The following is a 22398-nucleotide window of genomic DNA, read 5'->3' as shown; positions in this document are numbered from 1 at the left end:
GCCGCGAACGAGCCCGCATCCGCAGCGAACGCCACCAACGCTGGGGCCGACCACGAGCAGCCTGACCAACCCGGCGAACGTTCGTGGTCAGCGCACTAGCCGCGCTGCCCGGTGGCGTCGATCGTCACGACGGCCGCTCTTCCGGACGGATCAGCTCCGGCAGCCCGGCCTCGCGCCGGGCTCGCACCGAGTAGGCGATGTAGCGCTCGGGATTGTCCTGGTAACGCCTGTGCCTCTCGAACGTGTCGAGCCACCAGAGGTTCCAGTCGGCCTGGTCTGCCGCCATACCGGAAGGCCGGTTGAACGGCAGCAGGTTGGGCCCGCGGTAGTCCACCTCGCGTGCCACCTCGCGGTCGGTCCGGTCGGTGAAGTCGCGCCAGTTGGACTCGGTGTCGAGCCACATGAGCTTGCCGTTCTCGTCCCGGCGGACGTCGTAGCCCATCACCCGCTGGTCGTCGGGCCGTTTGAGGAGCCGCCACAACCAAGCCCACATGCCCACGTCGAAACACTAATGCGGCCCGGTACGCGCGTGTAAGACTCTCGCCCGTGGACGTCGACTTCGTGCTCCTGCGTGAGCTGGTCGAGACGGGTTCGGCGATCGACGCGGCGCGCGACGGCGGCAGGAGCGAGGCGTCGATCCGGGCGGTGGAGTCCGCCGTGGGCCCGCTGTCGCGGTCGTACCGGTGGTGGCTGACCCACTACGGCGGCGGCACGGTCGGCGGCACGGAGATCGCGACGGTCGTCCCAGGGCCCGAGACCTTCACCGGACGACTCGACGGTGAGCGGCTCTGCTTCTACCAGGAGGCCGACTGCGGTGACAGCTACCACTTCGCCCTCGACCGGCGGGTGGGCGAAGAGCACGCGGTGGTTCGCCGAGACCACCGCACCGGGGACGAAGAGCAGGTCGCCGAGTCCTTCGCGGGGTTCCTGAGCACGCGCGAAGCTCTCGCGGCCGGGCTCGGGGACGGCCCGAACCCGACGATCGCGCGCCTCTGGCGGTCCACGCCGGGCGTGCTGCTGCCGGACGGTGTGCTGGTCTACGGCCCGCAGGCCATCCGGGAGCGCAACGAGACCTACGAGGTGCGCGAGTACGCGCCCCACTGGGTTCTCATCGGCGACGACAGCGGTGGCGGCGGCCTGTTAATGCGCCGCCGCGGCCGAGATCGGACCTCGGTGTTCCGGCTCGACCTCGGTGCGATCGAGCCGGACGTCGAGCGCGCTGGCGACCGGCTGACCGACGACCTGATCGGCTGGCTGGCGGCGCGCTGACCGGCGCTACGGTTCCACCATGCACACCGTGGCCGTGCTCGCCCTCGACGGGGTGGTGCCGTTCGACCTGTCCACGCCGATCGAGGTGTTCACCCGCACCCGCCTGCCCGACGGCGAGCCCGCTTACCGCGTGCTGGTCTGCGGCGCCACGCCGACGGTCGACGCGGGCGCGTTCACGCTCCAGCCGCCGTGGGGCCTGGACGCCCTGGCCGACGCGGACACCGTGATCCTGCCCGGCTGCGCCGACGCGACCGCGCCGATCCCGGACGAGGTGCTGGACGCCCTGCGGCGGGCGGCCGCGGGTGGCGCGCGGCTCGCGTCGATCTGCGCCGGGGCGTTCATCCTCGCGGCCACCGGTCTGCTCGACGGGTTGCGGGCCACGACCCACTGGTCGGCGGCGCCCGCGCTGGCCGCCCGGCACCCGAGCATCGACGTGGACCCCGACGTGCTCTACGTGGACAACGGGCGGTTGCTCACGTCGGCGGGCGCCGCCGCCGGGCTGGACCTGTGCCTGCACCTGATCCGCCAGGACCACGGTTCCGCGGTGGCCGCCGACGCCGCCCGCCTGTCGGTGATGCCGCTGGAGCGCGAAGGCGGGCAGGCGCAGTTCATCGTGCACGAGCAGCCGCCGACGACCCGCGGCTCCGCGCTCGAACCCGTGCTGCGGTGGATGGAGGACAACTCCGCGCGCGACCTCAGCCTGGAGGACATCGCCGCGCACGCGGGCATGAGCACCCGCACCCTCAACCGCCGCTTCCGCGAGCAGACCGGCACGACGCCGTTGCAGTGGCTGCACCGCACGCGCATCCGGCGGGCGCAGCACCTGCTGGAGGCCACCGACCACCCGGTGGACCGGATCGCCGCACGGGTCGGCTTCGGCTCGCCCACCGCGTTCCGGCACCGGTTCAAGCGGGTCGTCGGCACCAACCCCCACGCCTACCGCTCCGCCTTCCGGCAGCCGGCTCAGTCGACCCCCGCGTAGGAGTGCAGGCCGACCGCGACCAGGTTGACGAAGAACAGGTTGAACAGCACCACGACCATGCCGATGACGTTGAGCCACGCCGAGCGCCTGCCACGCCAGCCCGCCGTGGCGCGGGCGTGCAGGTAGGCGGCGTAGCAGACCCACGACACGAACGCGACCGTCTCCTTCGGGTCCCAGCCCCAGAACCGGCCCCACGCCTGCTCGGCCCACACCGCGCCGGTGATGATCGCGAACGTGAGCGTGAGGAACCCGACCGTGCCGGTGCGGTAGGCGATCTTGTCCAGGTGCTCGGCGGGCGGCAGCCGACGGCCACTCGGCTTGCCCTTCCTGGTGAACTCGCCCGAGCTGGCCAGGTGCAGCGCGCTGACCACACCGGACAGCAGGAACACACCGCTGGCCATGATCGCCGCGGCGACGTGGATGATGATCCAGTACGAGCGCAGCGGCGGCACGAGCGGCGCGGCCTCGGCGTAGAGCCGGTTGCCCGCCAGGAACAGCAGCGACGCGATCGGCAGCAGCACGAACACCGACATCCGGCGCATGTCGTACCGGAACACCAGGTACAGCCAGGCGGCGACGGCGATGAGCCCGACCGCCGACAGGTACTCGTACATGTTGCCCCACGGCACGCGGCCCGTCGCGACACCGCGCAGCACCACCGATCCGAGGTGCAGCAGTCCACCCAGGACGGTCAGCGCGACACCGGAGCGCCCGAGCCGCACGGCGAACGCGGGCGGGTTCGCCGCGTGCCGGGTCAGGGCGTACTCGGCCGAGCAGAGCAGGGCGGCGAGCATGTAGACGCCGAACGCGCTGGTGAACAGCCAGTCGCTGAGCAGGGCGGGCACGGCGAGGCGGTCACCCATGGCCGGCCCACAGCTGGTTGAGCCGCAGGATCATCACCGGCACGCTCAGGCACGTCACGGTCAGCACGCCCGCGCCCCACCGGGACCGTTCGGCCACCGACCACACCGCGCCGAGCGGCAGCACGACCGCCACGCCGACCAGGTAGCCCACGAACGTCGCCCGGTCCAGCTCGCGGTCCGAGCCGAGCATCGCCACCACACCGGCCACGGCCTGCACGAGCAGCCCCGCCTCCAGCAGCAGGACGACACCCGCCAACCCGAGCGTCGGCTTGGTGCGCAACGTGATCGGGTGGTCGAGCACGGCCAGCACCAGCGCCCAGGCCGCGGCGGCCAACGCGACGACCGTCAACGCGGTCGCCAGGACTTGGATCATCGAGAAACCCCTCCGAACTGACTACTACGCAACGTAGCACTACACGTTGTAGTAGTCTTCGGAGAGGGGTCACCGCACCAGGAAGCTCAGCGGGGTCGAGACCAGCACCAGCCCTCCGACCAGGACGGACCACCGCACGGCGGTGGGCAGCGGCGGCAGGCCGGCCAGGCGGTCCAGCCGTGCCGCGACCCCGACGTCGGCCGCGCCGAGGGCACCCTCGGGCGGACGTGCCGAGCCGAACCGGCGCAATGCGGCGGCGAGCGGCTGGGCGCCGTGGCGCAGGCTCGCGCTCTCGTCGGCCCGCATCTCCACCAGCAACGCCACCGCCCGCGCGACCGACCGCACCAGGCGGACCTTCGGCAGCACCGAGCACAACGCGCTGAACGGCAGCAGCACCAGGTCGTGCCGCTCACGCCCGTGCGCGTGCTCGTGGTCGAGCACCGCGTCCACCTGGTCGCGGGTCAACGCAGTCAACGCGCCCGAGCTGAGCACGACGGCCGAGCGCGCGCCGGGCACGCAGTAGGCGACCACGTGCGGGTGGTCGAGCACGAACGCGCCCGGCGCGGCGTCGTCGCGACGGGCCACCAGCGCCAGCACGTCCCGGTGCCGCCGGCGCACCCGCAGCACCGAGCACCACGTCCACAGCAGGCCGATCACCAGGTCCAACGCGGACAGCAGACCCAGCACGACCAGCACGGCCAGCGGCGTCACGTCGCCGCGCACCGCGTCGTCCACCCACCGTCCCAAGGCGACCGGGATCGGCGCGTCGTAGGGCGCAAGACCGAGGGCGAGCAGTAGCCCGACCGCGGACAGCGCCCACGACAGGCCGAGCAGCTGCCACAGCAGGATCCCGGTGCGCGGCGCGCGCCACACCCACCGGGCGCGCGCGAGCGGGCCCGCCGCCGCCACGCACAGCACCAGGGTCGCCGCGAGGTGCAGCGCGGCGTTCACCGCTCGTCCAACGCCTGGCTCAGCGCTTCCGCCTCGGGTGCGGTCATCGACTGCGCGAAGTGCGCCAGCGCGGTCTCCCGGTCGCCGGTCAGCGACAACGCGTCCAGCATCAGCCGCGCGACGTACTGCTCGCGGCTGGCCACCGGCGCGTAGTACCAGGCGCGGCCCTCGCCGGCCTCACGGCGGACGAAACCCTTCTTCGCCAACCGGTTCAGCACGGTCATCACGGTCGTGTAGGCGAGGTCCCGGTCGGCCAGCGCGCGCACGACGTCCCGCACCGCGACCGGTTCGCCGCGGTCCCACAGGACGTCCATCGCGGCCCGTTCCAACTCGCCCAACCCGTTCACCGCCACCCTCCACCCGTCACGTGGCGATGGTACGAGGCGCGGCGCCGGGCGGGCTCACGTGCCGCTGATGTTGACCATCCAGTAGATGCCGAACCGGTCCTGGCAGGCGCCGAACTCGTCGCCCCACATCTGCTTCTCCAAGGGCACGGTGACGGTGCCGCCGTCGGACAGCTTCTCGAAGTAGCCGCGCAGTTCGTCGACGTCGTCGCCGCTGAGGCTGACGGTGATGTTGTCACCGGGGTTGTGCGGCATCCCGGGCGGGGTGTCGGCGCCCATCAGCGTGTAGCCGCTCGACGTCTCGAGCATGCCGTGCATGATCTTGTCCGCCTCGGGCGCGTCGGCCTGGCCGAACTCGCCGAACGTGTTGAGCCGCAACGTGCCGCCGAAGACGGATTCGTAGTACTCCATCGCCTCGCGCGCGTTCCCCGCGAAGCTGATGTACGGGTTGAGTCGAGAGGTCACCGTGTCCTCCTCGAAGGTCGTACGGGCGGGCCCATCCTGGCAGCACGGGCGACCGTCCGCAGCGGGAGGAAGCGACCGGGCGACGCGCGGTTACTGCACGTCACCCGTGGTGGCCGAGCGGACCTGACCGGAGGACAGGTCACCCGGCGGAATGCCGGGGTGGTGGCCGGTCCGCGCGCCGGGCGCGGGCGCGGACGGGGCGAGCGACAGCTTCGAGACGATCCGGTAGCGGTCGCCCCGGTACAGCGAGTGCACGTACTCGACGGGACGGCCGGTGGTGTCGTTGGTCAGCCGTTCGAACAGCAGCGCGGGCGCGAACACGGGCACGCCGAGCAGCGCGGACTCGGCGTCGTTGGTGACCGTCGGCTCGATGGACTGCACGGCGTCGCTGACGTGCACGCCGTGGTCGGCGAGCCGGTCGTAGAAGTTGCCGGACTCCATGTCCTGCACCGTGAGGCCGGGCGCGACGGCCACCGGGACGTGCAGGTACTCGATCGCCATCGGCGCGCCGTCGACCAGGCGCAGCCGGGCGATGTAGGTGATCTCGGCCGCCGGCGACACGCGCAGCCTGCGGCCGACCCGTGCGCCGGCCGGGATGCGGGCGTGCTCCAGCACCCGGCTGGTCCACGCGCCGCCTGCCTGCGGCACGGTCATCGCGCGGTCGGCCGACACCAGCTCCTGGGTGATCTTGGCGGGCGCGACGAACGTGCCGCGGCCGTGCTGGCGGATCAGCAGGCCGGTGTTGACCAGTTCGTCCACCGCCGAGCGGAGCGTGGGCCGGGACACCGACAGCTGCCGGCACAGCACGCGTTCGGCCGGGATGGGCGCGCCCGGCGGGTGGGTCTCGATGAGTTCGAGCAGGTAGTCGCGCACCCGTTCGCGTTTGAGGATCGGTTCGGCCATGCCGCCTCGCTTCGTCTTGCCGGTCGCCGACCAGTATGTCAGACCAGTGGTCAGGTCGACTTCGACGAAGATCGAGAGCGCTCTCACCGCTGTGAACTGGGTGTTGACTGCCACATTGGTCTATGCCATCTTCGGACAGGCTCCACCGAGGTTTACCAATTGGTCAGCTGAGAGGTGAGACGTGCCGAACCGCCCCGTCGCCTTCGTCCTCGCGTCGTTGCTCGCCCTGTCCGCCTGCGGTTCCGACCCGGGCGCGTCCGGCGGCAAGCAGGACATCACCGTCTGGCTGATGAAGGACTCCGCCACCGACGACTTCGTCAGCCGCTTCGAGACCGAGTTCGAGCGCGACCACCCCGAGCTGGACCTGAAGATCCAGATCCAGGAGTGGAACGGCATCACGCAGAAGGTGACGAGCGCGCTGGCCAGCACCGACCCGCCGGACGTGATCGAGGTCGGCAACACTCAGGTCGCTCAGTACGCGGCCAGCGACGGCGTCACCGACCTGTCCGGCAAGGTCGGCGAACTCGGTGGCGACGACTGGATCCCCGGCCTCGCCGAGCCGGGCGCGGTGGGCGGCAAGCAGTTCGGCATCCCGTTCTACGCGGCCAACCGGGTCGTCATCTACCGCAAGGACCTGTTCGAGGCGGCGGGCGTGACACCGCCGAAGACGCGGGACGAGTGGCTGGCCGCCACCGCGAAGCTCGACCAGGGCGACACCCAGGGCATCTACCTGCCCGGCCAGAACTGGTACGTGCTGTCCGGCTTCGTCTGGGACGAGGGCGGCGACCTCGCCCGGATGGATGGGACGCAGCAGGACGGTGGGCAGTGGTCCGGCTCGTTGAACACGCCGGAGGCGTTGGCGGGCGCGGACTTCTACCGGCGGTTGCAGGCGTTGGGCGACGGACCGAAGGACTCCGACGAGGCCAAGCCGCAGCAGACCGACGTGGTCGCGGGCGGCGGCGTCGCGCAGTTCATCGCGGTGCCCGGCGCGGCGAAGCTGGTCGCCAAGGCCAACCCCGACCTGGCCGACGAGCTCGGCTTCTTCCCCGTCCCCGGCAAGACCGCGGCCACGCCCGGCGCGGTGTTCACCGGCGGCTCGGACCTGATCATCCCGCTCGCGTCGACCCGCCAGGACGGCGCGTACGCCGTGGTGCGGGCGTTGGCCGGGGAGAAGTGGCAGGTCGAGCTGGCCAAGGCGATGAACTACGTGCCGAACCGGACGTCGCTGGCGAGCGAGGTCGGCGACGACCCCGGCGCGGCGGCGATGGCGGCGGGCGCGGTCAACGGGCGCGCCACGCCGAACTCGCCGAACTGGGCGGCGGTCGAGGCGCGCAACCCGATCAAGGAGTTCCTGACCGCGGTGCTGACCGGCGCCGATCCGGCGAGGGCCGCGGCCGAGGCGGACCGGGTGATCACCCAGGCGCTCAACTCGGGCTCCTAGCATGACGACGACGCTGACGCGGGCGGTCGAGCGCCGCCCGCCGTCGACCCCTCCCCCGCCGCGCCGCCGCCGCACGTCCTGGTGGCCGTACCTGCTGATCGCGCCGACCGTGCTGGCCACCGGGTTCCTGCTGCTGTACCCGCTGGCGCGCAACGTGGTCATCTCGGTGCACGAGTTCGGCCTGCCGCAGCTGGTGCGCGGCGACGCGCGGTTCGTCGGCCTGGCGAACTACGCGCGGGTGCTGGCCGACCCGGAGTTCTGGGCGGTGGTGCGGCGGACGCTGGTGTTCACCGCGATCAACGTCGTGCTGATCATGGTGCTGTCGACGCTGGTCGCGTTGCTGCTGGTGCGGCTCGGGAAGTGGGCGCGGCTGCTGGTGATGACCGGGCTGGTGCTCGTGTGGGCGACACCGGTGATCGCGGCGACCACGGTGTTCCAGTGGCTGTTCCAGTCCCGGCTCGGGGTGGTCAACTGGGCGTTGGTGTCGCTCGGGTTCGAGGGCTACCGCGACTACACGTGGTTCGCCGACGGTCCGGCCACGTTCGGCATCCTGGTGGCGTTGATCGTGTGGCAGTCCGTGCCGTTCGCGGCGCTGTCGCTGTACGCGGCCATGGTGACGATCCCGTCCGAGCTGTACGAAGCGGCGCGGATGGACGGCGCGGGCGCGTGGCGGGTGTTCGCCGCCATCACGTTCCCGATGCTGCGGGCCATGTTCGGCCTGATCACCTGCCTAGAGGTGATCTGGGTCGTCAAGGCTTTCGTGCAGATCTGGGTCATCTCCCAGGGCGGACCGGGGCAGGCCACCACGACGTTGCCGGTGTACGCGTTCCAGGTCGCGCAGTCGTTGCAGCGCTACGACCTGGGCGCGGCCGTGTCCATGCTCATGGTGCTGCTGCTCGTGCTGGTGCTGCTGGCGTACTTCCGGCAGCTCTACCGGCAGGAGGAGGTCTCGTGACCGGCCGGGTGCTGCGCGGTGTCGCGGCCGTCGTCGTGTTCCTGGTGTCGGTGTTCCCCGTGTACTGGATGGTGCTGACGGCGTTCAAGCCGACGCGGGACATCCAGGCGGAGACGCCGACGTTCCTGCCGCTGTCGTTGACGTTCGAGCACTTCGGCACGGCGGTGTCGGCGCAGGGGTTCTGGTCGTTCTGGCGCAACAGCATCCTGGTCGCGGGCGGCGCGGTGCTGTTGTCGCTGGTGGTGGCGTTGCTGGCGGCGTTCGCGGTGGCACGGCTGCGGTGGAAGGGCCGGCGCGGGTTCATCCTGATGGTGTTCGTCGCGCAGATGACGCCGTGGGAGGCGCTGCTCATCCCGATCTACGTGATCGCGCGGGACGCCGGGATGCTCGACACGCTCTGGATGCTCACGCTGGTCTACTTCATGATCACGCTGCCGTTCACCGTCGTGACGCTGCGCGGTTTCCTCGCCGCGATCCCCGTCGACCTCGAAGAGGCGGCGCTGGTGGACGGGTGCTCGCGGGCGCAGGCGTTCCGGCGGGTGGTGTTCCCGCTGCTCGCGCCGGGCCTGCTGGCGACCTCGCTGTTCGGGTTCATCACCGCGTGGAACGAGTTCGCCTTCGCCAACGTGCTGATCATCAAGGACCAGGACGACCGCACGCTGCCGGTGTGGCTGTCGTCGTTCAGCAACACGTTCGGGACGGACTGGGGCGCGACCATGGCCGCCTCGACGTTGTTCATGCTGCCGGTGCTGCTGGTGTTCCTCGTGCTCCAGGGCCGGGTGACCACCGGGATCGTCGGCGGCGCGGTCAAGGGTTGACGTTCCCCGGGGGTACTCGTGATCGTGCCACGTCCGACACGGCTGATCCGGCGGCACGGGCGGTTCGCGCTCGACCGCGACACGGCGATCCGGGCCACGCCCGGCGCCCAGGGCGCGGCCCGGCTGCTGCGCACGCTGCTGCGTCCGGCGACCGGCCTGCCGTTGCCGCTGCACGAGGACGGGCGGGTGGTGTTCGCGTTGGACGACCGGCTCGTCGGGCTCGGCGACGAGGGCTACGCGCTGACCGTGAACGAGCACGCGGTGGTGCTGCGCGCGGCGACGCGTCACGGGCTGGCGCACGGCGTGCAGACGATCCGGCAGCTGGTGTCGCCGACCGCGTTGGGCTCCCGGCCGGTGTCCGGTGTGGACTGGGCGTTGCCCGGCGTGGACGTCCGGGACGCGCCACGGCTGCCGTGGCGCGGCGTGATGCTGGACGTGGCCCGGCACTTCCAGCCGGTCGCGGTGCTGCGCCGGTTCATCGACCTGATGGCCGTGCACAAGCTGAACGTGCTGCACCTGCACCTGACCGACGACCAGGGCTGGCGGATGCCGGTGCCGCGCCACCCGCGGCTGACGTCGGTCGGCGGGTGGCGCGCGGAGAGCATGGGTGACGGCGTGCCGCACGGCGGCTCGTACACGCGCGCGGAGCTGGCCGGGCTGGTGTCCTACGCCGACGAACGCGGTGTGCGGATCGTGCCCGAGATCGAGATGCCCGGTCACGCCCGCGCCGCGCTCGCCGCCTACCCGCACCTGGGCAACTTCCCGCGGCGGCGGTTGCCGGTGTGGACGCGGTGGGGCGTGAGCGACGCGGTGTTCGGCGTGGACGACGCCGTGCTGGAGTTCTGCCGGGACGTGCTGGACGAGGTGGTGGACGTGTTCCCCGGCCCGCACGTGCACCTGGGCGGCGACGAGTGCCCCACCTCGGAGTGGGAGTCCAGTCCCGGCGCGGCACGGCGGGTCCGCGTGGAAGCGCTGGCCGGGCCGCACGAGCTGCACGGCTGGTTCCTGCGCGCGATGGCCGACCACGTGGTGGGGCGCGGACGGGTGCCGGTGTCGTGGGAACCGATCGGCGACCCGCGCGCGGTGGTGATGCCGTGGCGTGACGCGGCGGACGCGCGGACCGCGATGGACCTCGGGCACGACGTGGTGATGGCGCCGCACCGGTCGACCTACCTGGACTACCCGCAGTCCGCCGACCCCGACGAGCCCGCCGGGCAGCCCGGCCTGGTGGTGACCGCGCAGGACGTCTACCACCTGCCGATGCCGGACGGCGTGCTCGGCGCCCAGTGCGCGCTGTGGACGGAGTACGTGCCGACCGCGCACCACCTGGAACGGCTGGCGTACCCCCGGCTGGCGGCGTTGGCCGACACGCTGTGGGCGCAACGCCCGTCCTGGACCGACTTCACCGAACGGATGCGCGCGCACACCGGCCGCCTGAGCGCGCTGTCCGTGCCCCTGTCGAGGAAGGAGGACGACGCCCGCTCCCCTGTCCCACCCTGCTGACTTGAGGAGATCCGAAGTGTCCGCACGCATGATCGCCGCGATCGGAGCCGCCGCGGTGTCCGTCGCCGCACTGGTGGCCGCACCGATGGCGTTGGCCGCCGACGTGGTCACCGCCCAGTACCGGACCAGCGCGTCCGGTGCGACGACCGACCAGGTCGAACCGTGGTTCAAGCTGGTCAACACCGGCGGCACGACCGTGCCGCTGACCGAGTTGAAGGTCCGCTACTACTTCAAGAGCGAGACGCCCGACGTCGGCTACCGCTTCGCGTGCTCGTGGGCGGTACGCGGCTGCGCGAACGTGACCGGCACGTTCGGCACGCTGTCCGGCGGTCCCGCCGACCGGTACCTGGAGGTCGGGTTCACCTCGGGCGCGGGCTCGCTCGGGCCCGGCGCCGACACCGGCGACCTGCAACTGCGGTTCTACCGGTCGAACTGGGGGCCGATCACCCAGTCCGACGACTACTCGTTCCGCGCGGCCAGTGCCTACTCGGCGTGGTCGCGGGTGACCGTGCACCGGTCCGGCTCGTTGCTGTGGGGCACACCGCCCGGCGGCACCGGTCCGACCACGACCACCACGACGACGAACCCGCCGAACCCGAACGGCCCGGCGTTGTTCGACGACTTCAACTACGCGAACTCCGCCGACTCGCGGATCTCCCAGCGCGGCTGGACGGTCCGCTCGGGCGGCGGTGGCCCCGGCGTGCCGGGCGCGGTGTGGGACCCGGCGCTGGTGACGTTCCCGACCGTGGACGGCCAGAAGTCGATGCGGCTGGAGTCGGCCAACAACGGCTCGTCCGCGCGGCAGACCGAGCTGTACCACCAGCGGAAGTTCTTCGAGGGCACGTACGCGGCGCGGGTGAAGTTCTCCGACGCGCCCGTCTACGGTCCCGACGGCGACCACGTGGTGCAGACGTTCTTCACCATCACGCCGCTCAACAGCGACATGGACCCGAACTACGGCGAGATCGACTTCGAGTACCTGCCCAACGGCGGGTGGGGCGAACCCGCCAACATCCTGTACGAGACGACCTGGGAGACCTACCAGAACGAGCCGTGGGTCGCCGACAACGTCCACACCGAGCAGCGGCGGAGCCACGCCGGGTGGCACGACCTGGTGATCCAGGTGTCCGGTGGCCGGGTGAAGTACTTCGTGGACGGCGCGCAGGTGGCCGACCACGGCGACAAGTACTACCCGGAGACGCCGATGTCGATCAACTTCAACCTGTGGTTCATCTCCGGCGGCCTGGTCGGCACGCCCGGTGACCGCGCCTACCAGCAGCACGTGGACTACGTGTACTTCGCCAAGGACCAGGTGCTCAGCCCGGCCCAGGTGCAGTCCCGCGTGACGGGCTACCGCTCGTCCGGCGTGGACCACGTCGACACGGTGCCGGCGGGGTGATCCCGCGTCCGGGGCCAGGCCGAGCCGCCTGGCCCCGGCTCTGGGGTCGACGGATCTGGCGTCGCCGGTTCAAGGTGCCGCCGGCTCGAAGTGCGCGCGGTGGCGTTCGAGGAAGTCCCGCAGCGAGGCGCCCGGCCGGCCGGTGATCCGCTCGACCGTGTCGAAGGTGGCCGAGGCCTCCGGCAGCGAACCGTCCCTGGTCCGCTCGAAGACCGTGCGGACGCAGTCCATGTAGAGCGGGTCCGCACCCGCCGCCGTCATCGCCGCGAAGAACTCCGCCGGCTCCCTCGGCTCGTACCGCCAGGCCCGTCCGGTCACCTCTGAGAGCACGGCGGCGATCCCGCCGATCGTGGCGGTCTCCGTGCCCAGCCCGTAGGCGCGCCCGAGGTGGTCAGCGGGCGACCGCAGCACGACCGACGCGACCTCGGCGACGTCCTCGGTGTCCACCCAGCTGGTCGTGGCGTCGCCGACGTAGTGGGTGAGCACGGCCGACTTCGCGTCGCTCATCACCGGCATCAGGAGGTTCTGCATGAAGGCGGTCGGGTGGAGGTTCGTGTGCCCGAGCCCGGACCGCTCCAGGTAGGCCTCCACCAGCTGGTGCCAGCCGAAGTGCACGATCGTGGTGTCCGGTTCGGCGTGCACGCCGAGGTGGACGACGTGGTCCACGCCCGCCAGCCGCGCCGCGTCGATCGCGGCCTTCGCCTGGCTCAGCATCCGCACGTCGTAGCCGGACGCCAGGAAGACGCGCCGCACGTCCCGCAGCGCCGCGACGATCGGTGCCACGCCGTGCCTCTCGGCCGAGTCGAGGTCGACGTGGCGCGCCTCGATCCCCCGTTCCTCGAACGCCGCGGCGGCCTCGGCCCGGCGGACCACCGCGACCAGCCGCAGCTCACCGGACCGGTGCGCGTCGAGCAGCCGGTTCACCACGGCGCCTCCGGTCCTGCCGGTGGCGCCGAACACGAGCACGGTCGGTGTCGACATCGTGTGATCCCCCTCGTTAACGGACCGATCAGTCCGGGACCGATCGGTCCGCACATCTTGGGCCGCTCGGGGTGGCACGTCAAGCCGCCCGGACCGAACGGTCCGCTAAGCTCGGGCCCGGGAGGCAGTGATGGCGCGTCAGCCGGCACCGGACACCCGGGACCGCATCCTGGACACCGCGGCCCGGCTCTTCACCGCGCACGGCGTGCGCGCGGTCGGCATGCAGCGGATCGTCGACGAGTGCGGCTGCGGCAAGAACCTGCTCTACCGCGAGTTCCCCGGCAAGGACGCCTTGGTGGTCGCCCACCTCGCCCGGTTGCGCGCCACCTGGCTGGCGCAGGTCGAGGCGGCGACCGCGCCGCTCGCCGGTGACCCGGCGGCCCAGCTCGTGGCGATCGCCGGACTGGCCGCGGACCAGGTCGAGGCGGCGGACTACCGGGGCTGCGCCTTCCGCAACTGCTTCACCGAGTTCCCCGACCACCGCGTGGGCGAGTTCGCCGCCGACCACCTGGCGGACGTGCGCGCGCACATCGGCGACCTGGTCCGGCAGCTCGGCGCGCCGCGGCCGGACGTGCTCGCCGACCGGATCTGGCTCGTCGTCGAGGGCATGTACGCGAGCGCGGCGCACCCCGGCGGCGAGCGGGCGGGCGACGTCGCGGTCGCGCTGGTCGCGGAGCTGACGGGAGCCGCACCACCCGCCGGCCGCACGGCACGTCCCGCCTGACCGAAGTCGACCTCGCGCGGGCAGGGGGTCGAATGCGAAACTCTTCCGCCTATGCGGCAGATCACTCGCGGCACCAGGGCGGGGTACGCGACCGGGTCGTTCGTCACCGGCGCGTTCGGCACCGTGCCCGGCCTGCTGCTCCTGCCGTACCTGACCGACGGCCTGGCCGTGCCCGCCGCCGTCGCCGGTCTGCTGGTGCTCGTGCCGAAGGCGTGGGACGTGCTGTTCAACCCCGTGGCGGGCCGGATCAGCGACCGGGCCGGGGTGCGGCGGCCGTTCCTGCTGCGCGGCGGGCTGGCGACGGCGGTGTTGTTCGCGCTGCTGTTCGCCGGGCCGTTCACCGGGACGGGCGCGGTGGCGTACGTGGCGCTGGTGTTCCTGGCCTGTGCGACGGCGTACGCGTTCTTCCAGGTGCCGTACGTGGCGATGGCCGCGGAGATCACCGAGGACTACGACGAGCGCACCCGGCTGATGGCGTGGCGGATGGCGTTCCTGGCGCTGGCGATCCTGGTCAGCGGGGCGGGCGCGCCGGCGGTGCGTGACGCGGTCGGCTACCCCGGGATGGGCGTGGCCGTCGCGGCGCTGATGGTCGTCGGCACGCTGGCCACGTTCGCGGGCACACGTGGCGCGCCGACGTCACGGCGGGTGTCCGCGGCCGCCGGTGTGGGCGAGCTGGTGGCGGCGGTGCGCGGGTCGCGGCCGTTCCGGCTTCTACTGGCGGTGTTCGTGGTGCAGGCCGTGGGTCTGGGCACGATGCTGGCCGGCGTCGACTACTTCGCCCGGCTGGTGCTGGGCGAGCAGGGGTTGCAGACCGCGTTGTTCGCCGGGTTCGTCGGTCCCGCGCTGCTCGTCATGCCGCTGTGGCAACGCGTCGGGCGGCGGCACGGCAAGAGGGTCGGACTGGTCGCGGCGTCGGCGCTGTTCGCGGTCGCGGTGGCCGGGCTGACCGCGTCACGGGTGCTGCCGGTGGCGGTGGTGCTCGCGCTGATGGCCGTGATCGGCGTGGGTTACGCGGGTATGCAGGTGTTCCCGCTGGCCATGCTGCCGGACGTGATCACCGCGGACGAGCGGCGGACCGGCGAGACGCGCGCGGGCCTGTTCTCCGGCGTGTGGACGGCCGGTGAGACGTTGGGCCTGGCGCTCGGCCCCGGCGTGTACGGGCTGGTCCTGGCCATCGGCGGGTACGTCGCGAGCACCGACGGCTCGGCCGTGCAGCCCTCCGGCGCGGTGACCGCCGCGCTCCTCGGTTTCACCGTCATCCCGGCCGTGCTGGCGTTGGCGGCCTTGCCCCTGCTGCGTGAGGAGACCGCGTGACCCACGACGTGCTGGCCGAGCTGCGCGCCCTGCGGGCCGGTGACCTGCCCACGCACGGCGGGCGGACGTTGGCCTACGTGTACGACAGCGCGCTGCCGGGACTGGACGAGTTGGCGGCGTCCGCGCACGCGCTGGCGTCCTCGGTGAACGGGCTCGACCCGACCGCGTTCCCGAGCCTGCTGCGGCTGGAGAACGACGTGGTGCGCACGGCGGCCCGGTTGTTGGGCGGTGGTGACGCGACGGTCGGCACGGTGACGTCCGGCGGCACCGAATCGTGCCTGCTCGCGGTGGTCGCCGCACGGGACTCGCGGCCGGAGGTGACCCGGCCCTCGATGGTGCTGCCGGAGACCGCGCACGCGGCGTTCCACAAGGCCGCGCACTACTTCGGCGTGCGGGTGGTCGCCGTGCCGGTCGACCCGGTGACGTTCCGGGCGGACCCGGCGGCGATGGCGGCGGCGATCGACGAGTCCACCGTGCTGGTGGTGGCGAGCGCGCCGTCGTACGCGCACGGGGTGGTCGACCCGGTGTCCGAGATCGCCGGCGCTGCTCTTGAGCGTGGCGTGCGCTGTCACGTGGACGCGTGCATCGGCGGGTGGGTGCTGCCGCACGCGTCGGACGTGCCGCCGTTCGACTTCTCCGTGCCGGGCGTCACCAGCATCTCGGTCGACCTGCACAAGTACGCGTACTGCCCGAAGGGGACGTCCGTGCTGCTGCACGCGTCGGCCGACCTGCGCCGGGCGCAGTACTTCGCGTCGGCCGCGTGGCCCGGTTACACGATGCTGAACTCGACCACCCAGTCCACCCGATCAGGTGGACCGCTGGCCGCCGCGTGGGCGGTGCTGCGGCACATCGGCGACGACGGGTACCGCTCGCTCGCGCTCCGGGCGTTGGAGAGCACGCGGGTGCTGCGCGAGGGCATCGCGAAGATCGACGGCCTGCGGGTGCTGGGCGAGCCGTCCGCGACGTTGCTGGCGGTCGCGGCGGCGCGGGACGACTTCGACGTGTTCACCGTGGCCGACGAGATGAAGGCGCGGAACTGGTACGTGCAGCCGCAGTTCGCCTACCGCTCCTCCCCCGCCAACCTGCACCTGACCGTGACGGCGGCGAACGCGGGGCACGAGTCGGAGCTGCTGGCCGACCTGGGCGCGTCGGTCGAGGCCGCGATCGAGGCCGGGCCGGTGCGGGTGGCGCCGGAGGTCGTGGCGTTCGTCGGCGGGCTGGCACCGGACTCGCTCACGCCCGAGGAGTTCGGCGGGCTGCTCGCGGCGGCGGGCATGGGCGGTGGCGACGGTGTGCTGCCCGAACGGATGGCGACGGTGAACACGCTGCTCGCGGCGGCCAGTCCGGCGTTGAGGGAGCGACTGCTGGTGGAGTTCCTGGGCGCGCTGTACTCGTGACCGGCGGCCTCGCGCCGTCTGCGCGATCATGGCGGGCATGCACCTGGATCTGAGCGGGAAGACGGCGCTGGTCACCGGTTCCACGCAGGGCATCGGCGAGGCGATCGCGGTCGCGTTGGCGCGCGCGGGCGCCCGGACGGCGGTGAACGGGCGCCGGGCCGACGTGGTCGACGAGTCGGTGGCGCGGCTGCGGGAAGTGGTGCCGGGCGCGAACGTGGTCGGCGTCGCGGCGGACGTGTCGACGGCGGACGGGGCCGCGTCGCTGGTCACGGCGCTGCCCGCGGTGGACGTGCTGGTGAACAACGTCGGCGTCTTCGGCGCGCGGCCCGCGCTGGAGATCAGCGACGACGAGTGGCGGCGGTACTTCGAGGTGAACGTGCTGGCGGCCGTCCGGCTGACCCGCGCGTACCTGCCCGGGATGCGCGGTCGCGGGTGGGGCCGGGTGCAGTACATCGCCAGCGACTCGGCCGTGGTGATCCCGGCCGAGATGATCCACTACGGCGTGTCGAAGACGGCGCTGCTGGGCGTGTCGCGCGGGTTCGCCAAGGAGGCGGCGGGCAGCGGCGTCACGGTGAACTGCGTGATCGCGGGTCCGACGCACACCGGCGGTGTGGAGGACTTCGTCTACCAACTCGTGGACCGCTCGCTGCCGTGGGAGGAGGCGCAGCGGGAGTTCATGCGCGTGCACCGGCCGCAGTCCCTGCTGGGCAGGCTGATCGAGCCGGAGGAGATCGGCAACCTGGTGGTCTACCTGGCCTCACCGCAGGCATCGGCGACAACGGGCGCCGCGGTGCGCGTGGACGGCGGCTACGTCGACTCGATCCTGCCGTGACCCGGCTCAGCGGCCGGGGATCACCGCTCCGGTCGCGTCGAACGCCTCGTGGGTGAGGTCGTCGTAGTAGTCCGCCGTGCCCGGCAGTTCGAAGAGTTAGACGCCCTGCCGCGCACGGACCACGTGACAACCCTCGACATCTCTCCCACCCCACCCCGATCATGCCCGACCGTGTCCGTTGACGAGGCCGAAATCCCGACGACGGGGCGTGCGCGCGTGCGTGATCATGGTCGGCATGGAGTCGGAGGAGAGCGTGAGGCGCGAGCACCTCGGGGTCGATGACCTGCGCGGTGTGGTGCGGGCGGTGTTCGGGGGGCGGGAGTTGGTGTCGGTCGAGCGGTTGCGGGGTGGGACCAGGAAGGGTGTCTACCGGTTGGGGTTGGCCGGTGGTGGTGGTGCGGTCGCCTACGTGTGGCACCCCGATGAGGACTTCTGGCCCGACGTGCAGTCCGGAACCGGGTTGAGGCTGTTCGAGCAAGCGCACGAACGGTTGTCCGCGGTCGGGGTCCGGGTGCCGCGGGTGCTGCTGCGCGAGCCCGGTGGGGCGTTGGGTGACATCGCCGTGGTCGAGGACGTGCGCGGTGGCACGTTGGAAGAGTTGATGACTCGTGATCCACAGCGGGCCGAAGGTGTGCTCGCACGGCTCGGTGCGGCGGTGCGCGCGATGCACTCCCGGGTCGCCGACCCGGCTCGGCACGACGGCGTGGAGCACGCCGTGCTGAGCCGGGCGCTCACCGACCTCGCCGAGGCCGCCGCCCGCGTCGACCGGATCGCCGACGTGCGGGACCGGCTGGCCGACCTGCTGCGAACGCGGCACGCCGCCGTCGCGCCGCGTTCGCGGCTCGGCTTGGTGCACGGCGAGTTGGGGCCCGACCACGTCCTGGTCGACGCCGACCTGGACGAGCCGGTGCTCATCGACATCGAGGGCGTGAAGGCGTTCGACGTCGAGTGGGAGCACGCCTTCCTGGAGCTGCGCTTCGGGCCGCACTACCGCCACTTCGCCGACCCGAGCCTCGACCCCGCGCGGCTGGCGTTCTACCGCCTGTCCACCTACCTCTCCTTGGTCGCCGGTCCCCTGCGACTGCTGGACGGCGACTTCCCCGATCGCGCCGGGATGGTCGACATCGTGGAGCAGAACATCGCCCGCACGCTCGGCCAACTGCCGCGATAGGGCTCTGTGGGCGCGGCACGCCGCCGAGGTGCCGCGCCCACAGCCGGATCGGACTGACACCCGGGTCAATGTCCGATCTGGAACGTGGCGTCCGCGCGGTCCGTCGTGGTGCTGACGGGATCGATGCGCAGGACGTATCCGGAGTGCCGGAGGTAGCGGTCGGGGAAGTTGTGCGACCGGAACGAGGTCCAGCCGGGGTCCGCCAGGCCGGTGACGCGGTGGAACGTGGCGTCGGCGGCGAAGGCCGAGCTGCCGTCGTTGGCCGCCAAGGTGAGCGCGTAGTTCACGTGCCGCAGGTACCGGTCCGGGAAGTTGACCGAGCGGAACGACACGCCGGCCGACGAGGCCAGGCCGGGCACCAGGCGCCACTGCGAGTCCTGGTAGGGGTCGAACGGGTACGGGTCGATGCGGGCGGCGTTGTTCGCGTGCCGGATCAGGTGGTCGGGGAAGTTGTAGGACTTGATCCGGTTCCAGGTCGGCGCGCCCCACCGGGACAGCAGGTCGGCGTGCTCGGTGGCGGTGATGCCGCAGATGGTGGGGTGCTTGGCGTTGAGCGGCTGGGTGTACTGGGCCTTGGTCAGCGGGGTCCACGAGTTGGCGTTGATGTCGCCGCTGCGCCACGCGTACAGCTCACCGTTGACCGGGGAGAACGAGTCGCCCCACAGCCACCACTCGTTGCGGTTGTGCGCCTTCACGACGATGGGCGCTTCGATGCCGCCGCTGACGACACCGCTGGTGTAGGTGCCGCGGTCGAAGCTGCGCGGGTTCAGCGTGCTGGAACGCGCGCCGTAGAGGCGGCCGTCGGCGAAGCTCTTGTAGTACAGGTAGTTGGCGCCGTTGCCGACGTGCATCGTGGCGTCGAGGACGTTGAAGCCGGGGTCGAAGAACAGCTGCGGCGCGCTGACGGTGACGAAGTCGGTGGTGTAGTTGACGTAGAACGCGTCACGGCCGCCGCTGTTGGCCGAGTACAGGATGCCGTACTGGCCGCGCGCGGCGTCCCAGAACGCCTCGGGCGCCCACGTGTGGGTCGGCATCGAGTGCAGCTTGAGCCTGCGGTAGCCGGTGAACGACCGCAGGTCGGCCGAGTCCCAGGCGTGGATGTACTGGTTCTGGCGGGTGAAGTCGGTGCCGGTCAGGTCGGTCGCCAGCACGACGAACCCGCCGTTCTGCTTGCGCATGATGAACGGGTCGCGCAGACCGCCCGTGCCCGCCGTCGGGATGGCGACCGGGTTGCCCTGGTTGAGCGGGGTCCACTGGAGACCGTCGGGGCTGACCGCCAGGTGCAGCGCGTACCGGTCGGCGACCTTGTTCGGCGACTCGGTGAAGTAGCCCATCACGTAGGCGGAGTCACCGGGCGCCGCCGCGGCGATCCCGGTCCGGGCCAGCGCCAACGAGGCGAGACCTCCGGCCAGCAGTGTGCGTCGTTGCAGCATCAGCCGTGTGCCTTTCGGGGGAACCCCGGGGCGGGCGGGAGACACCCGCCCCGGGGGAGTCTCATTCGCCGGAGGGCGCGGTGAGGGCGGTGCCGAGCCGGACGGGCGTGCCGAAGTTCGGGGTGCCGTCCGAGTTCCAGGTGAACTTCTGCGCGCGGGTCGACCGGTTCATGTCGCAGCCGCCGCCGGCGGAGTCGTTGGCGTGGTAGACGATCCAGTCCTCGGTGCCGTCGGGCGACTTGAAGAACCCGTTGTGGCCCGGCGCGTACACGCCGTTGGCGTCGTTGCGCTGGAACACCGGGTTCGGCGACTTCGTCCAGTGCGCCCGGTTGAGCGGGTCGGAGCCGGTCAGGGTGAGCAGGCCGAGCTTGTAGTCCGGGCCCCAGCACGCGCTGGCCGAGTACACGATCATCGTGCGCCCGTTGTGGTACAGCGGTTCGGCGCCCTCGTTGACCGGCGCGGTCTGCCGCTCCCAGGCCAGCGTCGGCTGCGAGATGGTGCGCCGCGCGCCGCTGATCGTGTACGGGTTGGAGAGCGGGGTGATGGTCAGCGACTGCGTGCCGTCCATCGCGCTGCCCATCAGGTACAGCTTCCCGTTGTGCTGCAGGATGCTCGGGTCCAGCTCCCACGTGCTGCCCAGGTCGGCCTTGAACGAGTACGGGCCCATCGGGTCGGTCCCGGAGGACTCCAGCACGTGCAGGCGCTGCGTGGGGTTGTAGTCCGACACGTTCTGCCCGGCCACGTAGTACAGGTACCAGCGGCCGTTGAGCAGGAAGAACTCCGGCGCCCACATGTTGCAGCACCCGTTGGGCCGGGACAGGTTGAAGATCACCTGGTCGGGCGCGGTCGACAAGCCGGCCAGCGTCGGCGACCGGCGCATCGTGACCGTCGAGTTCCACGTCGTCGTGGCCAGGTAGTAGTACCCGTTGTAGTGCTGCAGCCACGGGTCCGGGCCGTTGCGCTTGATCGGGTTGGTGAACGTGCCCGGCGTCGGCGCGCCCAGCTTCACCAGCTGCCACTGCTGGTTCGTGCCACCGGTGTCCGACCACTGGATCAGCTGCGCGCCGTCGGCGGTGGAGAAGTCCAGCACGTCGACGGCCTTGTTGCTGGCGCGGTTGACCAGCCGGACGAACCCGCCCGCCGAGTCGGCCAGCCGGAACTGCTGGTTGGTGCCGTTGCGGTCGGTCCACTGGGTCAGCCCGGTGCGGTCGGCGGTGTTGGCGAAGTCCAGCACCTTGCCGCTGTGCCGCGACTTCAACCGGTAGTAGCCGCCGCCCGAGTCCACGAACTGCCACTGCTGCCACGCGCCGTCGTTGCGCGTGTACTGCGAGATCCGCGCGCCGTCGGCGGTGGCGAGGTCGTAGACGTCGAGCGCCTTGCCGCTGTTGCGGTTGACCAGCACGTACGAGGCGTTGGTGTCGACCACCGCGGCCGACGCGGTGGGAGGTAGGGCCGAGGTGATCCCACCGAGCAGCGTGGCGACGGTGGCGAGGACGACGCCGCCGCGGCGCGCGCTCCGATAAGTCGATTTCATGGTTGCTCTCCCTGCGACGCTGCATGGACGAACACGGTCGGCCCGACGGCGGGGAGCCGGTGCGGGCCGGTGGGACGGCGTGGCGGCGGGTAGCGGGCGCTGACGGACGGGATCACCGTCGACTCGACAGCGCGCCTGTTAACGCTAACAGCACGGTCGGCGACGGTTCAATAGCCGAGCGGCTTTGCTCTCGCCGGCGACGTCCTGGAGTCGAAGAGGTTCGACAGATTGAGCCGTTCGGCCGTATCGAGTTGATCTGTTAGCGATAACAAATGTCGCCATTCCAAGCCCGCCGGGAATTGGTCGCCGCCGGCCACGGAAAGCCTCCGGTAACCGGTCGGACACGGCGCGCGACGTTCCATAGGAAGGTCGAATAGTGCTCTCCACACATTACGAATGAAGGGTTCGACCGTTCAGAGGATTCCACATTCCGAGACGCCCGGCGTAACGTTGCGCGGACCGGCGACCCGCCCGCATCCGCCAAGGGCAGGAGATCACTGCATGACTGACGAGAACGCGAATTACCACGAATTCCTCGTCGTGGTGAACGACGAGGAGCAGTACTCGGTCTGGTTCGCCGACCGGGACCTCCCGCCGGGATGGCGGGTCGAGGGAACCCGTGGCACCAGGGAAGACTGCCTGGCCCACATCGACCGGGTGTGGACGGACATGCGCCCGCGCAGCGTCCGCGAGCACGTCGCCGCCCCGCGCGGCTGACGCTCCGCCCGGCCACACCTCGCGGCATT

At 71.6% G+C, this 22398-nt stretch carries 23 protein-coding genes; 13 read left to right on the top strand and 10 right to left on the bottom strand.

Going from position 1 to position 22398, the window contains the following annotated elements:
• Positions 1–124: 124 nt before the first annotated feature.
• Positions 125–499, bottom strand: a complete 375-nt coding sequence (locus tag ADK67_RS22290; protein WP_157620741.1) for a hypothetical protein — start codon at positions 497–499, stop codon at positions 125–127.
• A 47-nt stretch (positions 500–546) separates the two neighbouring features.
• Here ADK67_RS22290 and ADK67_RS22285 point away from each other — a divergent pair, with 47 nt between their 5' ends.
• A complete protein-coding gene (locus tag ADK67_RS22285) occupies positions 547–1269 on the top strand; it encodes an SMI1/KNR4 family protein (RefSeq protein ID WP_053718411.1) in 723 nt (240 codons plus the stop codon).
• Positions 1270–1288: 19 nt separating this feature from the next.
• On the top strand, positions 1289–2251 hold the full coding sequence (locus tag ADK67_RS22280) for a GlxA family transcriptional regulator (RefSeq protein WP_053718410.1): 963 nt from the start codon (positions 1289–1291) through the stop codon (positions 2249–2251).
• Here ADK67_RS22280 and ccsB read toward each other — a convergent pair.
• From ccsB to ADK67_RS22250, 6 genes are all read right to left on the bottom strand, one after another.
• A complete protein-coding gene (gene ccsB, locus ADK67_RS22275) occupies positions 2233–3114 on the bottom strand; it encodes a c-type cytochrome biogenesis protein CcsB (protein WP_053718409.1) in 882 nt (293 codons plus the stop codon). The two genes, ADK67_RS22280 and ccsB, sit on opposite strands and share 19 nt — an antisense overlap.
• A complete protein-coding gene (locus tag ADK67_RS22270) occupies positions 3107–3487 on the bottom strand; it encodes a hypothetical protein (RefSeq protein WP_053718408.1) in 381 nt (126 codons plus the stop codon). The genes ccsB and ADK67_RS22270 overlap by 8 nt, the downstream gene beginning before the upstream one ends.
• A 69-nt stretch (positions 3488–3556) precedes the next feature.
• On the bottom strand, positions 3557–4438 hold the full coding sequence (locus ADK67_RS22265) for a M56 family metallopeptidase (protein WP_053718407.1): 882 nt from the start codon (positions 4436–4438) through the stop codon (positions 3557–3559).
• The gene (locus ADK67_RS22260) at positions 4435–4752 is read right to left on the bottom strand and encodes a BlaI/MecI/CopY family transcriptional regulator (protein WP_231648311.1); all 318 of its coding nucleotides are present in this window, start codon (positions 4750–4752) and stop codon (positions 4435–4437) included. The genes ADK67_RS22265 and ADK67_RS22260 overlap by 4 nt, the downstream gene beginning before the upstream one ends.
• 87 nt (positions 4753–4839) lie before the next feature.
• Positions 4840–5247, bottom strand: a complete 408-nt coding sequence (locus ADK67_RS22255; protein ID WP_053718405.1) for a VOC family protein — start codon at positions 5245–5247, stop codon at positions 4840–4842.
• 90 nt (positions 5248–5337) lie between these two features.
• On the bottom strand, positions 5338–6150 hold the full coding sequence (locus ADK67_RS22250; protein WP_053718422.1) for a GntR family transcriptional regulator: 813 nt from the start codon (positions 6148–6150) through the stop codon (positions 5338–5340).
• A gap of 181 nt (positions 6151–6331) precedes the next feature.
• Between ADK67_RS22250 and ADK67_RS22245 the strand changes: the two genes are divergently transcribed.
• From ADK67_RS22245 to ADK67_RS22225, 5 genes are read left to right on the top strand one after another with little or no spacing between them, the layout of a single operon-like run.
• Positions 6332–7591, top strand: a complete 1260-nt coding sequence (locus ADK67_RS22245; RefSeq protein WP_053718404.1) for an extracellular solute-binding protein — start codon at positions 6332–6334, stop codon at positions 7589–7591.
• Between the two features lies 1 nt (position 7592).
• Positions 7593–8546: a carbohydrate ABC transporter permease gene (locus ADK67_RS22240; RefSeq protein WP_053718403.1), complete on the top strand. Its 954-nt coding sequence runs from the start codon at positions 7593–7595 to the stop codon at positions 8544–8546.
• Complete coding sequence (locus tag ADK67_RS22235) at positions 8543–9364, top strand: carbohydrate ABC transporter permease (protein WP_231648310.1); 822 nt, start codon at positions 8543–8545, stop codon at positions 9362–9364. Before ADK67_RS22240 ends, ADK67_RS22235 begins: the two co-directional genes overlap by 4 nt.
• Positions 9365–9388: 24 nt before the next feature.
• Positions 9389–10867 carry a beta-N-acetylhexosaminidase gene (locus tag ADK67_RS22230; RefSeq protein WP_197289570.1) on the top strand — a complete coding sequence of 493 codons (1479 nt, stop codon included), beginning with the start codon at positions 9389–9391 and terminating at the stop codon, positions 10865–10867.
• A 16-nt stretch (positions 10868–10883) separates the two neighbouring features.
• On the top strand, positions 10884–12266 hold the full coding sequence (locus ADK67_RS22225) for a cellulose binding domain-containing protein (protein ID WP_197289569.1): 1383 nt from the start codon (positions 10884–10886) through the stop codon (positions 12264–12266).
• A 69-nt stretch (positions 12267–12335) separates the two neighbouring features.
• On the opposite strand, the gene ADK67_RS22220 is transcribed toward ADK67_RS22225, so the two are convergent.
• Entirely contained in the window at positions 12336–13247 is a 912-nt protein-coding gene (locus ADK67_RS22220; RefSeq protein WP_053718400.1) for an NmrA family NAD(P)-binding protein, read from the bottom strand.
• Positions 13248–13377: 130 nt separating this feature from the next.
• On the opposite strand from ADK67_RS22220, the gene ADK67_RS22215 reads away from it, so the two are divergent.
• The 5 genes from ADK67_RS22215 (at position 13378) to ADK67_RS22195 (ending at position 18685) form a co-directional block, all read left to right on the top strand.
• Positions 13378–13971, top strand: coding sequence for a TetR/AcrR family transcriptional regulator (locus ADK67_RS22215; RefSeq protein ID WP_053718399.1), 594 nt, complete (start codon positions 13378–13380; stop codon positions 13969–13971).
• Between the two features lie 51 nt (positions 13972–14022).
• Positions 14023–15285, top strand: a complete 1263-nt coding sequence (locus tag ADK67_RS22210) for an MFS transporter (protein WP_053718398.1) — start codon at positions 14023–14025, stop codon at positions 15283–15285.
• Complete coding sequence (locus ADK67_RS22205) at positions 15282–16682, top strand: pyridoxal phosphate-dependent decarboxylase family protein (RefSeq protein ID WP_053718397.1); 1401 nt, start codon at positions 15282–15284, stop codon at positions 16680–16682. Before ADK67_RS22210 ends, ADK67_RS22205 begins: the two co-directional genes overlap by 4 nt.
• 37 nt (positions 16683–16719) lie before the next feature.
• Positions 16720–17514: an SDR family NAD(P)-dependent oxidoreductase gene (locus ADK67_RS22200; protein ID WP_053718420.1), complete on the top strand. Its 795-nt coding sequence runs from the start codon at positions 16720–16722 to the stop codon at positions 17512–17514.
• Between the two features lie 235 nt (positions 17515–17749).
• On the top strand, positions 17750–18685 hold the full coding sequence (locus ADK67_RS22195; RefSeq protein ID WP_053718419.1) for a phosphotransferase family protein: 936 nt from the start codon (positions 17750–17752) through the stop codon (positions 18683–18685).
• A gap of 65 nt (positions 18686–18750) precedes the next feature.
• Here the strand turns inward: ADK67_RS22195 and ADK67_RS22190 are convergent, their stop codons facing one another.
• The gene (locus ADK67_RS22190; RefSeq protein ID WP_053718396.1) at positions 18751–20118 is read right to left on the bottom strand and encodes a glycoside hydrolase family 43 protein; all 1368 of its coding nucleotides are present in this window, start codon (positions 20116–20118) and stop codon (positions 18751–18753) included.
• A 61-nt stretch (positions 20119–20179) separates the two neighbouring features.
• The gene (locus ADK67_RS22185) at positions 20180–21652 is read right to left on the bottom strand and encodes a family 43 glycosylhydrolase (RefSeq protein ID WP_053718395.1); all 1473 of its coding nucleotides are present in this window, start codon (positions 21650–21652) and stop codon (positions 20180–20182) included.
• Between the two features lie 501 nt (positions 21653–22153).
• Between ADK67_RS22185 and ADK67_RS22180 the strand changes: the two genes are divergently transcribed.
• Complete coding sequence (locus ADK67_RS22180) at positions 22154–22369, top strand: MbtH family protein (RefSeq protein WP_053718394.1); 216 nt, start codon at positions 22154–22156, stop codon at positions 22367–22369.
• Positions 22370–22398 lie beyond the last annotated feature (29 nt).

The sequence above is a fragment of the Saccharothrix sp. NRRL B-16348 genome, from assembly GCF_001280085.1.
Lineage (GTDB): Bacteria > Actinomycetota > Actinomycetes > Mycobacteriales > Pseudonocardiaceae > Actinosynnema.
This window is presented reverse-complemented; position numbering and strand designations above follow the sequence as displayed.